The sequence below is a fragment of the Gilliamella sp. Fer4-1 genome (assembly GCF_001690515.1).
Taxonomy (GTDB): domain Bacteria; phylum Pseudomonadota; class Gammaproteobacteria; order Enterobacterales; family Orbaceae; genus Gilliamella; species Gilliamella apicola_C.
On sequence record NZ_LZGZ01000090.1, the window covers coordinates 1 to 14,801 of the forward strand.

Genomic DNA, 14,801 nt, shown 5'->3' on the forward strand with positions numbered 1-14,801 from the left:
TTTCCTCTCGCTTAATTACTAATATTTTTTGCTTAATGAAACTGATACAATAACTTGGTTCATTATTATTTTTTGTTATATTGGCTAAGGAAATATTATGTCTATCAAAAAATTAGTATTTGTTGGTGTTGTAATGTTAGCAACTTTGCTTTTAGGTGCGTGTAGTAGCGATAAATATCAACCGACTGCTGCTGGTCGCCAAGTTCAATTTATTGATACTAAGCCTGCAGATTCTTGCCAGTTTTTGGGGAAAATAGAGGGACGTCGTAGCAGTTTCTTTTCTGGACTTAAAACACATAGTGAACTTATTCGCGATGCGGCATCAGACCTTATGAACAAAGCTGCTACGATGGGTGGTAATGTGATTTATAATGCGCAAGATACTTCTATGCAATATATTTCGGATATTGCACCAACAGATGCAGTTATGGTTGGTGAAGTATATAGTTGCAAATAAGCTAGCTAATTAAAAAGGGAGGTCCTACCTTTCCTTTTTAATTGGCGTCACTACTTATATAGCTTTCAGCTATTTTGTTTTTCAAATTGCTGCATAAAGTCAATTAAATAATTCACCCCTTCTTGATCCATAGCGTTATAAATTGATGCACGCATTCCTCCAGCAATTCGATGCCCTTTAATACCAATAATGTTAGCTTGGCTTGCTTCGCTTACAAATTTTTTATCTAGCTCTTCATTTGGTGATAAAAAAGTGACATTCATAATTGATCTGTTAACGGTTGCAACCGTATTTCGGTAAAAATTAGATTGGTCGATATATTGGTATAGCGATTGCGCTTTGACTTGGTTACGTTGCTGCATCGCTTTTAGTCCGCCAAGTTTTTTTATCCATTTAAACACTAAACCCGACAGGTACCATGCAAAGGTAGGTGGTGTATTAAACATAGAATCGTTATCCATTAAAATTTTGTAATCTAATATTGATGGTAACATTTTTTGTGCATGACCGATTAGATCTTCACGCACAATAACAATAGTAATACCTGATGGACCAATATTTTTTTGGGCACCCGCATAAATGATGCCATATCGGCTTATATCAATTGGTTGTGATAATATGCATGATGATAGATCGGCAACGACTGTTTTATTACCAAAATTAGGCTCTTCAAAAATTTCAATACCATCAATTGTTTCGTTAGGACAATAATGTACATAAGCAGAATCATCATTTAATTGCCATTCTGACATAGGTTTGATAGCGGTTAATCCATTTTGCTTTATGACCACATTTTGCTCGTGAATTTGGCAATATTTACTGGCTTCTTTGGCAGCACACTGGCTCCAATAACCGCTATTGATATAGTCTGCATTGGTTTTATTGCCTAAAATATTTAATGGCACTGCGGCAAATTGTGCTCTAGCACCACCTTGGCAATAGAGAATTTTGTAATTATTAGGGATATCTAATATTTCACGCAGGTCGTTAGAAGCTTCAACAGCACAGGCATCAAAATCTTTACCTCTATGGCTCAATTCCATCACCGATGCACCTGTATTATGCCAATTCAATAACTCAGCTTGAACTTGTTTTAATACATCTGCAGGTAATTTTGCTGGACCTGCACTAAAGTTATAACTTTTATTCATAACAATTCACTTTAATCCATTCAAAAAAGAATTCTATTTTTACACCGACTTAACAGATATACAATCAAATTTTTTAAGAAAAAGATGCATAAGTCTATACCTTTTGGCTATTTTATTCCTGTAATCAAAAGCTATTGCTTTACATAGCATTATTGATTTAATTGGTATAAAAATACCGGCAAATGCCGGCATAGTTATGAAGAAGAGTGAAAAGACTAGGATAATTGTTGCTTTGCATTTTTAATTGCTAATTTGACTTGTTGTGGTGAAACCCCTCCTTTAGCGCAACGTTTGGCTAAGCATGATTCTAACGATAATATTGAATAAACGTCATTACCAATAACAGGGCTAAATTTCTGTAATTCCTCAAGCGAGAGCTCTTCAAGTGCCTTTTTCTTGGTGATTGCATCAATTACTGCTTCACCAACAATATGATGTGCTTCCCGAAATGGTATACCTTTGGCAACTAAATAATCAGCAAGTTCGGTCGCATTGGAATAACCTTGTTTAGCCGCTTCTTGGCAGTTTGCATAGTTAATTTTAATATCTTCTAATACTAATATGGCAATATCTAAACATTCATGCCAAGTATCCAGTGCATCAAATAGATGTTCTTTATCTTCTTGTAGATCTTTATTATAAGCAAGCGGTAAACCTTTCAAGGTCATAAGCGCTCCAGTTAATGCGCCAGTCACTCGACCTACTTTGCCACGAATTAGTTCTAATGCATCGGGATTCTTTTTTTGTGGCATAAGTGACGAGCCCGAAGTAACGCGATCAGATAATTCAACAAAGTTAGATTCACCACTGTTGAAAATGATAAGATCTTCAGCAAAACGTGATAGATGCACCATACCAATTGAAGCATTATTTAATAGCTCAAGAATGTGATCTCGATCAGACACCGAATCTAAACTATTATTTGTTGCTACCGAAAAACCTAACCAATTTGCTAATTGATCGCGATCCATGGGATAAGCAGTTCCAGCCAATGCACCTGTCCCTAATGGGCTTACATCTAAGCGTTTTAAAGTATCTTGTAAACGACTAACATCACGGGTGAGCATTTCAAAATAAGCTAAACACCAATGTGCAAATGTGATTGGTTGTGCTCGCTGTAGATGGGTATAACCAGGCATAACGGCATTTTGATGTTGTTTTGCAGTTGTAACAAGAGATTGTCGCAATTGATTAATGGTATTAATTAAATAAGGAATTTGATCTTTACACCATAGTTTTAGGTCAGTGGCTGATTGATCGTTGCGACTTCGACCTGTATGCAATTTTTTACCCAAATCACCAATTTTTTCGATCAGTTTTTGCTCCACCCAACTGTGTATATCTTCAGCATCACTTTGTAAAATCTGATTGGGATCTTGTTGTACCAAAACCAGTAATTCGTTCAAAGCTTTTTCTAACTTTTTTTGCTCATCATAAGATATAACGTTAACAGTCACCAATGCTTTCGACCAAGCAATTGAACCAATGATATCTTGCTCTGCAAGACGATAGTCAAAGCGCAATGAATCATTAAAATGCTTAAATTGTTGATCTGCCGCTTGGCTAAAACGCCCACCCCATAATGCCATAATTACCTCTATATTATTTTTAATAACTAGTTAAACAAGTACAATTTTATCTAAAATAACAACATACAAACATTAGCCTGTATATTGTTGTTATTTTATTTGTGATATCGGAAATCACTTTTTTACTTTTGTTGCTATGTTTTACTCACCGGTTCCGCTGTTTTAATAGATTTAGCTGATTTGGTCTTTTGAGCTGGTTGTTTTTTCTTATCTTCATTTAAAGCTCGTATACGTGAGGATAACGAGAATAGACGAATAAAGCCACCTGCATGGCTGTGATCATAAACTTCATCTTCTCCAAATGTTGCAAACTCTTCATTATATAGACTATTCGGCGATTTTTTTTGTACTGCTGTTGCATTACCTTTATAAAGTTTAACAACAACTTCGCCTGTCATGTCTTGTGCTAATACTTCAGCGGCCGCTTGAATTGAACGTCGATATGGAGCAAACCAACGACCATCATAAACAACATAGGCCATTTCAATTCCGAGTTGTTCGCGCCATTTAAAGCTGTCACGGTCTAAGATTAATTGCTCTAAACCACGTAATGCTATCATCATTATTGTGCCGCCTGGAGTTTCATAGCAACCACGTGATTTAATACCAACTAGGCGATTTTCAATAATATCTACGCGACCAACACCATGTTTTGCACCAATTTTATTCAGTGTTGCCACGCAGTTGTAAGGCGATAATTTTTTGCCATTTACCGACACTACTTCACCTTTTTCTATTCCAATAGTAACCAGTTCTGGTTTATCTGGCGCATCTTCGGGCGAAACAGTCCAAGCCCAGCAATCAGCATTAGCTTGGTTCCAAGTACTTTCTAGCACACCGCCTTCAGTCGAGATATGCCATGCATTTTCGTCACGGCTATAAATTTTTTCAACCGTTGCCGTGGTTGGGATTTTACGAACTTTTAAATAATCAATTAATGCTTCACGTGAACGTAGATCCCATTCACGCCAAGGTGCAATGACTTTTAGTTGTGGTGCAAGTGCGGTGTAAGTTGTTTCAAAGCGTACTTGGTCATTACCTTTACCTGTTGCACCATGACATAGTGTATCTGCACCAACTTCTAATGCATATTCTACTTGTGCTTTTGCAATAATTGGACGAGCCATCGAGGTACCAAGATAATAAGTGCCTTCATATAAGGCGCCTGTTTTCAAAACAGGGTATACATAGTCTTTAACAAATTCTTCTCGTAAATCAACCACTTTACAAGCCACAGCCCCCGAGGCTTTAGCTTTCTTTTCGACATCTTTTAATTCTTTGGGATCTTGACCTACATTAGCAACAAAAGCGTAAACTTCACATCCGCCATAGTTTTCTTTTAACCAAGGAATAATTGCTGATGTATCCAAACCACCTGAATAAGCTAATACAACCTTTTTTGTTCCACTTTTTTTCATGTTACACCCTTTCCAAATTAACTTACGATAAATAAATGCGTTAAAGATATATACTTTTATATTTGCATTGATGATAACTAGCCTAATACAAATACTTATTATTTAAGCAATAATTTTTGTACCCGTTGCTCCTGATATTCCATTAAATAATTTAATAAGTTGATCGGACTCTTTCCAACTGGCAATTACAATCGGCTGCCCCAGTTCTTTAACTGCTTCAAAAGCCGAATTCACTTTTACCACCATACCATCGGTAATAATACCTTTAGCGATCAATTGATTCGCCTGCGATTGTGTTAAAGACTCAATCCGTTGCTTATTTTCGTCAAACACGCCAACGACATCAGACAACAATATTAAGTCTGCACCTAAAGTTTTAGCGAGCGCTACCGCAGCATGATCGGCATTAACATTCATCATTTGCCCACTTTCGGTGATGCCAATTGAGCTAACAATTGGCAAATAACCTGCATTAACAAGTAAATTTATTAATGTAGGATCGCCTGCTTGAGCTTCGCCAACATAACCTAGCTCTTCTGAAATTTGTTTGACTTTAACACTATTACCATCAGCAAGGCAGAGCCCAACACTTGGTATTTGATGTTTTTTAGCCTCAGACAATAATTTGGTGTTTGCGCTACCAGCAAGGCTTCCTACAATAACATCAATTTGATCAGCTGGCGTTACACGTAGCCCATTTCGGCGTACTACGGGTAAAGAAAGCCTATCCATTAATGAATCAACTACCGTACCACCGCCATGAACAATAATTAAAGATCGTTGATAATTCTTTTTATATTCACTAATAACAACAAATAATTGGCTTAAGGCATCTTTGTTATCAAGTAATACGCCACCAAGTTTTATAATTAATGGTCTCATTTTAGTTTCCTAGTAATTTAACTTATTGTTAAGATGTTCAAAATTTAAAATAGAAATTAGTCCATTTTTATAATAATGCGGTTGTTTCATCAAAACCATACCGAATGTTCATGCACTGTACAGCCTGCGTTGCTGCGCCTTTTAATAAGTTATCCTCAACAGAAATTAAGATTAAATGACGATCTTTTAATACAAAGCCAATATCGCAATAAGGCAAACCAACAACAGATTTTAATGCAGGCCAATCTTTTTGATACACTCGAATTAAAGGTTTATTTTGGTAATATTTATTTAAAGCAGCAAGAATATCTTGTGATGTTACACCCGCTTTTACTCGGCAAGTGATTGTGGCGTGGATACCTTGTTTAAAACTACCTAAATGCGGTGTAAAAATAACTTCTTGCCCTAAATGCGTTGCAATTTCGGGCTGATGGCGATGAGTAAATACCCCATAAGCATGTAAACTTACTTCGCAAAATAAATTATTATGTGAAGGCTTTCGGCCTGCGCCACTCACACCACTTACAGCATTAATTACCGGCCATTGTGAATTATCCAATAAACTCTCTTCGATTAACGGTTTTAGTGGTAATTGCGAAGCGGTAGGATAGCACCCAGGCACAGCAATAAGCTGTGCATGTTTGATCTGCTCAGCATTCCACTCAGCTAAACCATAAACAGCTTTATCTAACCATTTAGGGTGTTGGTGCGTGAAACCATAGTAATCGCTATAAAAAGTAGCACAATTCACCCTAAATGCGCCTGACAAATCAAATACAGTGCAACCATGCTCTAAAAAGTAAGGAGCAATATTGTGACTAACGGTATGTTCGGTGGCTAAAAAAACAATATCAACATCATTGATATAAGCAGAATAATCAGACGTGGCTATAAGTGGCAGATCAATAACCCCTTTTAGCTGAGGATGTAGCTCATAATCAGAAATCAGCCTGCCACCATCTTGACTATTTTCCGACACAATTAAAGCGGTAAGTTCGACATGGGGATGCTTGTGCAAATAATAAGCTAATTTTGCGCCCGCATACCCGCTTGCACCGATAACAATTGCCTTTAACATATTAATCCTTATTAATTCTTACGCAATAATTGTGCATATAGTAAGCCATTCAAAAGACTAACACAAGCACAAAATGAATTTTTATTCACTTTTTATGAATTTAATTTCATTATTTCTATCAGAATTGATTTTAAGATAAGGCTTAAATGCTAAAACATTTTTTGCAAAAATAAGGTACAAACAAATAATGTTAATACCTACCAATAACGATCGGTAGGTATTTAATGAGCTATATTATTTTAAAAAACTTGCTGATTTTAATATTGCTATCAATAATTCCCAATAACGATAAACACTTTGGATATTGACTTTCTCATCTGGGGAATGTGGTGAAACAATTGTTGGTCCAATTGAGATCATATCCATATTTGGATAACTTTGTTTAAATAGACCACATTCCAGCCCTGCATGTATCACCATTATTTTTGCCTGCTGAGAAAAAATTTCGTGATATTTACCTTTTGCAAGTTTAAGTAATTGCGAATCTAAATTGGGTTCCCAACCCGAATAGCCACCACTGATTTCGTAATTAGCATTAATAAGTTGGCTAAACGATACCAAGGTTGATACAACAGCATCTTTTGCACTATCCACTTGAGAGCGAATCAAAAAATGGGCATTAAATTGGTTGTCTTCGATACTGACTATACCTAAATTAAGTGATGTTTCAACCACACCATGAAGCTGATCGCTCATTCTAATCACACCATTAGGTGCGGTATTGAGATAGTTTATAATCTTATTTTGATGTTCAGCTGTTAATACCCTTTTGACTTTATTAGATTCAACTTCAGATAATGTTATTTCAATAGTGGGTTCTACATGGCCTAATTCGTTGTGTAAAATAGTTTGATATTGTTTAACAATGGCTTCTAATTTAGGTAGATCTTGTTTATTTAAAGTGATTTCAATAAAAGCTTCTCTTGGAATAGCGTTACGTAGTGAGCCACCTTTTATGTCGGCTAATCTAAATGGGATATCTTGTACATACTGCGCTAAAAAGCGAGCCATTAATTTGATTGCATTACCACGCCCAAGGTGAATATCACAACCAGAATGCCCACCTTTTAGTCCTTTTAGTGAAATGCTTATATAACAATCATGCTTTTCAGGTATTACCGCATAGGTCACAGCAAAAGTTGTGGAAAAATCAACACCTCCAGCACAGCCCGTAAATATTTCCCCCTCATCTTCAGAATCAGTGTTAATCAAATAACGGCTCTTTAACCAATTAGGTTGTAAACCAAAAGCACCGTGCATACCTGTTTCTTCTGAGGTCGTTATTAATACTTCAATCGGCCCATGTTCAACAGCCGGATCAATTAACACAGCTAGCGCAGATGCTAAGCCGACACCATTATCTGCACCTAACGTGGTACCTTTGGCTTTTACCCATTCACCATCAACATAAGCTTGAATTGGATCAGTGAAAAAATCGTGCACAGTACCTTCATTTTTTTGTGGCACCATATCCATATGAGCTTGCAAAGCAATCGATGGACACTGTTCCATTCCTTTGCTTGCTGGTTTAGTGAGTAAAATGTTACCTACTTTATCAAGCTTGCAGTCGATATGATGCGTATTAGCAAAATCGACAATGTATTTAGTTATCATTTGTTCATGATGAGATGGATGCGGTATTTTACAAATATCATTAAAAATCTGCCAAACAAATTTGGGTGCTAAAGTAGAAAGCATGATATAACCTCAAAATTAATTAAGTTAGTATTAAATTAAGGAGTGGTTTTTTTTAACTAATCACTCTATAATAAGGTGCAATTTTACATCTATTTTTAGTTCATGAATATTTATTTATTCACACATTCGATTAAAATTGCAGGTTACTCATGTCAACAGAACAAACTTTATTAACAGAAGAAGAAATCCAAGCCAAAAAACAACACAAAGCAGAACTTATTGCTGAAAAGAAAAAATTCACCGTTACCTGGGAAATGTTGCAATCCTACGGACGTCAACTATCAGAACGTTTATTACCTGCTAATCAATGGAAAGGTATCATTGCCGTTAGCCGTGGTGGTTTAGTCCCTGCCGCTATTTTAGCTCGAGAACTTAGTATTCGTTATGTCGATACTGTTTGCATTTCAAGTTATGATCACGATCATCAACGCGAAAAACTGATCCTAAAGCAAGCCAATGGTGATGGCGAAGGCTTTATTGTCGTTGATGATTTAGTCGATACGGGCAACACTGCTCACACTATTCGTGAAATGTATCCAAAAGCTCACTTTGTTACTATTTTTGCAAAACCAGCAGGTAAACCACTTGTTGATGATTATGTTGTAGATATTGCTCAAGACACTTGGATCGAACAACCTTGGGATACAGGTGTTATGTTTGTTAAACCTATTTGCGATCATAAATAATCAATAAGGATACCAAGGTTGTTATGGCAGCTACCGAAAATCTAACAGCACAGATATTCAAACCACAATTGAATTATCCTGAGACTTCGACGCTAATTAACCGTACTGATAGTAGTAATGGCAGTAGCATTAGTGCGTTAGATGGAGAGGTCGACTCAAAATGGTATCGAATTGTCAACCCTATTTTGTGGCATTGGCGGGGGTTACCAAAATTAGAAGCTGAAGCGGTTTTATCAAAAATTGCCGCTTCAACAAGATGCCACACAAATGATAAATGGCTAGATACTGTTATCGGTTATCAATCTGGTAACTGGATTTATGAGTTTTTAAACCAAGCAGCAATGTGGCAAACTAAAGCAGAGTCAGTAGATAAAACAAATCTTACCGATGCAGATAAAGATAAGCTACTCAACGAGTATCTTATTGCCAGTGAATATGCAAGTATTGCCAGTTATCCACATTTTAAAAATGATGAACTGGCAATGTATGCCCAAGCCTGTGCTTATCAAGCTTATTCCAAGGCCCTTAATTTTTCACCTTTTTTGGTTAAAGAACTTGAATTTAAAGTTGATAATCACAACGTTAAAACAATTCTACACCTACCAAAAACTGAAGGGGCTTGCCCTGTGGTACTAATCTGCAATGCTTTGGGTAATTTACAGATCGATTATTATCGATATTTTAGTGAATTTTTAGCCCCTCAAGGGTTTGCCATGTTAACTGTTGATTTACCTTCTGTTGGCTATAGCCGTAATTTTGCTTTAACACAAAATAGCAGTAAAATTCATCAAGCTATATTGGAACAATTGCCCAACATACCATGGATTGATGATCATCGTGTTATTGTTGCTGGTTTTCGATTTGGTTCGCATATTGCCACTCGTTTAGCTTATTTAATGCCAAATAAAATTAGAGGATTATTTAACTTTACGCCATTTGTTCATCAAATTTTTGCTGACAAAGAACTGCAAAAAAATCTCCCTAATAGTTATAAAGATATGCTAGCTAGCCGTTTGGGTTTACCTTCGATATCCAATCAGCAATTAGCCGCAGAGTTAAATTATTTTTCTCTAAAAAACCAAGGTCTTTTAACACATGCTTGCCAAGTACCAGTCATGAATATCATTTTTGAAAATGATAAATTAAGTAATCTTAGTGAAGCAAAATTGATTCATTCAACTAAACAAAATAAAATAGTGACCGTGCCAAAAACACCACTACAAAAAAGTTTACATCAGGCGTTAACCCAATCAATCAAATGGATGAGGTCTGTTTTATAATTCACGATTAACCAAAAGAGCCATATTATGTCCAATAATAAACAACAAACTATTGTTGTTAAATTAGGCACCAGTGTACTAACTGGTGGCACCAAACAGCTAGATCGGGCACGAATAGTTGAGTTAATACGACAATGTGCAACTTTACATCAAAATGGACATAAAATTATTATTGTTACTTCTGGCGCCATTGCCGCAGGTCGCGAATACTTAAACTACCCTACCTTACCTAATACTATCGCCTCAAAGCAATTACTCGCCTCTGTTGGGCAAAGCAAACTGATACAACTTTGGGAACAGCTATTTTCTATCTATAAAATCTATATTGGCCAAATGTTACTAACTCGTGCAGATCTAGAAGATCGTGAAAGGTTTTTAAATGCACAAGATGTATTAAAAGCCATGTTAGATAATCGTATCGTTCCTGTAATCAATGAAAACGATGCAGTAGCGACAGCCGAAATAAAAGTGGGCGATAACGATAATTTATCTGCCCTTGCTGCTATTTTAGCTCAAGCCGATAAACTGATATTATTAACCGATATTGATGGTTTATATACAGCCGATCCAAGAACAGATAGTAATGCAAAACTTATCCAAGAGATCGACCATATCGACGATAATTTACGTAGTATTGCTGGTGGTAGTGTTTCTGGACTGGGTACAGGAGGTATGAGCACAAAATTACAAGCTGCGGAAATTGCAGGTAGCGCAGGTATTGAAGTGGTAATTGCTGCTGGAAATAGATCTAATGTGATTATTGATATTATCAATAATCAATTTGTTGGCACAAAATTTCTGCCGCAAAAAACGCCACTAGAGCACCGAAAATACTGGTTATTTGGCGCGCCTAAAGTTGGTAAAGTATTTTTAGATGATGGTGCGGTTAATGCAATATTAAACAACGGTAGTTCACTACTACCAAAAGGCATTATAAAAGTTGAAAAAAACTTTTCTCGTGGTGAAGTGATTGATATTTGTAATAGCATCGGCAAGCATATTGCTCAAGGTGTTAGCCGATACAATAGCGATGCACTGAGGCAAATTGCAGGACACCATTCCCAAAATATTAGCCAAATTATTGGCTATGAATATGGTTCTGTTGCTGTTCATCGAGATGATATGATAATTAAATAACAGATAATTGAATTAATGTTTTTCCGATATAACCCAATCATAAACAAAAAATAATGTATTATTGTATTAAACGATTAACTCATTAGGATAGAAAATAAAGTCATCTTAAGGAAGAATCTAATCCAAAGTTTGCGTATTTACTCATTAAAAGTGATGAGAAGTTCTGTTACCAAATTCTACAATAAACCAACCGATTGTAGCGTTACAATTTCAGGTTTCGCATTATGAGTTCTTCAAAAACTTATTATATAGCTAAATACATCATCTTTTGACCAAATCATCCATCGGAAACCTTACGTTTCTCAGATTGTTAGATAACTCCATTACTAAATCTTTGAATATTTTTTATTCATTTTCAGTTGCCTATTTTTTGTATATTACAAATATTAAAAATAAGTAAATACACACAATTATTTATAGGATTGGATAAAACACATTTTCAGCCAATTATTGCAGCGCTTATCACATCACTTGCTGTTTATAAAATGTGTTAATCCTTTTAAAACTTTAGCTGTTCTAATTAAATAATTTATCTTGCTGCGCGCTCTAAAATAGCTTCAGCGGGCTGTCTTTGGATGTAAACCATTCTAGCAATTAATAATAATGCTGCAACAGCAAGCCCTGATATAATTCCTATCCAAAAACCAGCAGCACCGATTGGCTTAATGATTAGATCGGTCAATCCTAGAACATAACCAACAGGCAATCCAACAACCCAGTAAGATAGTAGTGTAATAAAAAAGATGCTTTGAGTATCTTTATAACCTCGCAACACATTACTTGCCACAACTTGCAAATAGTCAGATGCTTGATAGATAGCAAGTAAAATAATTAACTGCATACAGATAGCAATGACCGCAGCCTCGCTGGTAAATAGTGCGATAATTGGTGTTCTAAAAATGACTAGAACTAGTGCAACAAAAACAGCCATGCAGAGCGATATTGATAAACTAATATAGGCGGTTTGTTTAGCTAACGCTGGTTTTTTATTACCTAGTAAATAGCCAACACGTATACTGGTTGCAACACCAAGAGATAATGGAATAGCAAAGGTCAAACTACTGATAGTAAAAATGATTTGGTGAGCTGCAACGGTTATTTGCCCTAATGGAGCTATTAATAACGCAATCACAGCAAAAAGGCTCATTTCAAAGAAGTAAGCCAGCGCTAAAGGGGTACCCAGTATAATAATCTTTTTGATTATATTAAAATCAACCAGTTTTGTGATTGGAGTATTACGTATATCTTGTTGGCTTGGACTAACTAGTGTATATAAGCGTATTAAAATAAACATAAGCCAAAATATAATTGTTGCTGTAATGCCACAACCAACGCCACCAAAAGCAGGTAAGCCTAACTTTCCATAGATTAAAATATAGTTAATTGGAATATTGGCAAGAAGAGCAATAAATATGATTACCATAGCGGGTTTAGTATTCGATAGTCCCTCACATTGATTTCGGTAAACTAAAAAGAGTAAGAACGCAGGCACCCCCCACATGATAGCGCGTAAAAATGAGACGGCAACGTTAACCATTTCGGGATCAATCGGGTGATCAACTGAACTCCTTAAATTAATTATTTTGTCAGAATGATATAAGAAAATCATCATTAATATCGACAATATTAAAGCAATTACCACACCTTGACGAGTTTGGCTTGCAACCTGATCACGTTTAGCTGCACCATTTAAGTTTGAGATAATAGGGGTTAGCACCGTTAACAAACCTTGGCCAAATAAAATTGTTGGTAACCAAATTGATACGGCAATAGCTACTCCAGATAAGGCTGTTTTGCTATAATTTCCCGCCATAATGGTATCGACAAAGGTGATTGCTGTTTGAGATACTTGAGCAATAAGTACAGGAACTGCTAATTTACCAAGATTTTTTACTTCATGTTTATAATGTTGTTTCATGGTTTATTACCTTTTAACTGTTCCCCAGAGGTCGTATTCATCAGAATGCTCAATATTGACTTGAATAATATCACCTACTTTAACTTGGTTTTCTTCATTTAAATATACAACACCGTCTATTTCAGGAGCATCAGCCATGCTACGGCCTATTGCGCCTTCATCATCAACTTCATCAATAATAACGGGAAGCGTTTTACCTATTTTGGCTTGTAGCTTTTGTGTGGAGATTTTTTGCTGTAATTGCATAAAACGATCAAAACGCTCTTGTTTGATCGTTTCTGGTATTTGGTTAGCTAGTTTATTGGCAGCAGCACCTTCTACGGGGCTATATGTGAAACAACCAACACGATCCAATTGTGCTTGAGATAAAAAGCTGAGCAATAGCTCAAAATCTTGATCTGTTTCACCTGGGTATCCGACTATAAAAGTGGAGCGCAAAGTAATATCTGGGCAGATTTCACGCCATTTATCAATTCTCTCTAAGGTTCTTTCAATAGTTCCCGGTCGTTTCATTGATTTTAAAACTGATGGGCTTGCATGTTGTAATGGCACATCTAAATAAGGTAGGATTTTTCCTTCAGCCATTAATGGTATTAAGTCATCAACACTAGGATAAGGGTACATATAATGCAATCTTACCCAAATTCCTAGGTTAGCTAACTGTTCACAAAGGGTCTGAATATCGGTTTTTAATGGTATACCATTCCAAAAGTTAGTACGGTTTTTTATATCGATACCATAGGCTGACGTATCTTGCGCAATAACTAATAGTTCTTTAACTCCACTATCAGTTAAGCGTTTGGCTTCATCTAAAACGTTACCAATTGGTCGGCTAATCATATCTCCACGCAAAGATGGGATAATACAAAATGTGCAACGGTGGTTACAGCCTTCTGAAATTTTGAGATAAGCATAATGTTTCGGTGTTAATTTCACACCTTGTTGAGGAATCAAACTCGTATAAGGATTATATGCAGGTTTAGGGACATATCTATTAACATGACTTAATACAGATTCATAGCTATGTGGGCCAGATATTTCAAGTACTTTGGGATGTACAGATCTAATTTGATCTTCTTTTGCGCCAAGGCATCCAGTAACAATGACTTTACCATTTTCGTTCAATGCTTCACCAATTGCTTCAAGAGATTCTTGTACGGCACTGTCAATGAATCCACAAGTGTTAACAATAACCAGATCGGCATTATCATAGCTTGGCACAACTTGATAACCTTGCGTGCGTAATTCAGTTAAAATTCGTTCAGAATCGACTAAGTTTTTAGGACAGCCAAGGCTCACAAATCCAATTGTAGGGGGTGATATATTCATAGTGTTTATAATTGTGTTTTATATAAAGAGGTATTGTTTGAGAATTTAATAAACTATTTTTATAATTATTTGCTAATCAAAATAACCTCGGCATTCTATCACATTTCGTTACAGTTGATACACTGATTTTCAAATTTGAAAGGAATATTAGATATGTATTAACTGATTTATTTGATAG

The 14,801-nt window shown here is 36.0% G+C and carries 11 protein-coding genes and 1 pseudogene; 4 read left to right on the forward strand and 8 right to left on the reverse strand.

Translation table 11 applies throughout. The annotated features are described in order from the left end of the window. The first annotated feature begins 97 nt into the window (after positions 1-97). Positions 98-457, forward strand: coding sequence for a DUF4156 domain-containing protein (locus A9G30_RS03450; RefSeq protein ID WP_065588071.1), 360 nt, complete (start codon positions 98-100; stop codon positions 455-457). Positions 458-522: 65 nt separating this feature from the next. Here A9G30_RS03450 and serC read toward each other — a convergent pair whose 3' ends face one another. The 6 genes and pseudogenes from serC to A9G30_RS03480 form a co-directional block, all read right to left on the reverse strand. Beyond that, positions 523-1,608 (reverse strand): 3-phosphoserine/phosphohydroxythreonine transaminase, encoded by a 1,086-nt coding sequence (serC, locus tag A9G30_RS03455; protein WP_065588072.1) that lies wholly within the window; start codon positions 1,606-1,608, stop codon positions 523-525. A 215-nt stretch (positions 1,609-1,823) separates the two neighbouring features. Next, positions 1,824-3,197 (reverse strand): argininosuccinate lyase, encoded by a 1,374-nt coding sequence (gene argH, locus A9G30_RS03460; protein WP_065588073.1) that lies wholly within the window; start codon positions 3,195-3,197, stop codon positions 1,824-1,826. A gap of 200 nt (positions 3,198-3,397) precedes the next feature. Beyond that, a pseudogene (locus A9G30_RS03465) lies at positions 3,398-4,615 on the reverse strand (argininosuccinate synthase); the annotation flags it as partial. Positions 4,616-4,717: 102 nt separating this feature from the next. After that, a complete protein-coding gene (argB, locus tag A9G30_RS03470) occupies positions 4,718-5,497 on the reverse strand; it encodes an acetylglutamate kinase (protein ID WP_065588074.1) in 780 nt (259 codons plus the stop codon). Between the two features lie 67 nt (positions 5,498-5,564). Further along, positions 5,565-6,575, reverse strand: coding sequence for an N-acetyl-gamma-glutamyl-phosphate reductase (gene argC / locus A9G30_RS03475; protein ID WP_065588075.1), 1,011 nt, complete (start codon positions 6,573-6,575; stop codon positions 5,565-5,567). A gap of 234 nt (positions 6,576-6,809) precedes the next feature. Next, entirely contained in the window at positions 6,810-8,273 is a 1,464-nt protein-coding gene (locus A9G30_RS03480; protein ID WP_065588076.1) for an aminoacyl-histidine dipeptidase, read from the reverse strand. 149 nt (positions 8,274-8,422) lie between these two features. Between A9G30_RS03480 and gpt the strand changes: the two genes are divergently transcribed. Genes gpt through proB form a run of 3 tightly spaced genes read left to right on the forward strand, consistent with a single transcriptional unit; the run spans position 8,423 to position 11,376 of the window. After that, a complete protein-coding gene (gene gpt / locus A9G30_RS03485; protein ID WP_081295616.1) occupies positions 8,423-8,959 on the forward strand; it encodes a xanthine phosphoribosyltransferase in 537 nt (178 codons plus the stop codon). 23 nt (positions 8,960-8,982) lie between these two features. Continuing rightward, positions 8,983-10,239, forward strand: a complete 1,257-nt coding sequence (gene frsA, locus A9G30_RS03490) for an esterase FrsA (protein WP_065588077.1) — start codon at positions 8,983-8,985, stop codon at positions 10,237-10,239. Positions 10,240-10,266: 27 nt separating this feature from the next. Beyond that, entirely contained in the window at positions 10,267-11,376 is a 1,110-nt protein-coding gene (proB, locus tag A9G30_RS03495) for a glutamate 5-kinase (protein ID WP_065588078.1), read from the forward strand. A 529-nt stretch (positions 11,377-11,905) separates the two neighbouring features. On the opposite strand, the gene A9G30_RS03500 is transcribed toward proB, so the two are convergent. Together A9G30_RS03500 and rimO are read right to left on the reverse strand one after the other, a co-directional pair. Continuing rightward, positions 11,906-13,294: an MATE family efflux transporter gene (locus tag A9G30_RS03500; RefSeq protein WP_065588079.1), complete on the reverse strand. Its 1,389-nt coding sequence runs from the start codon at positions 13,292-13,294 to the stop codon at positions 11,906-11,908. A 6-nt stretch (positions 13,295-13,300) separates the two neighbouring features. Beyond that, positions 13,301-14,623 carry a 30S ribosomal protein S12 methylthiotransferase RimO gene (rimO, locus tag A9G30_RS03505; RefSeq protein WP_065588080.1) on the reverse strand — a complete coding sequence of 441 codons (1,323 nt, stop codon included), beginning with the start codon at positions 14,621-14,623 and terminating at the stop codon, positions 13,301-13,303. Positions 14,624-14,801: the final 178 nt, after the last annotated feature.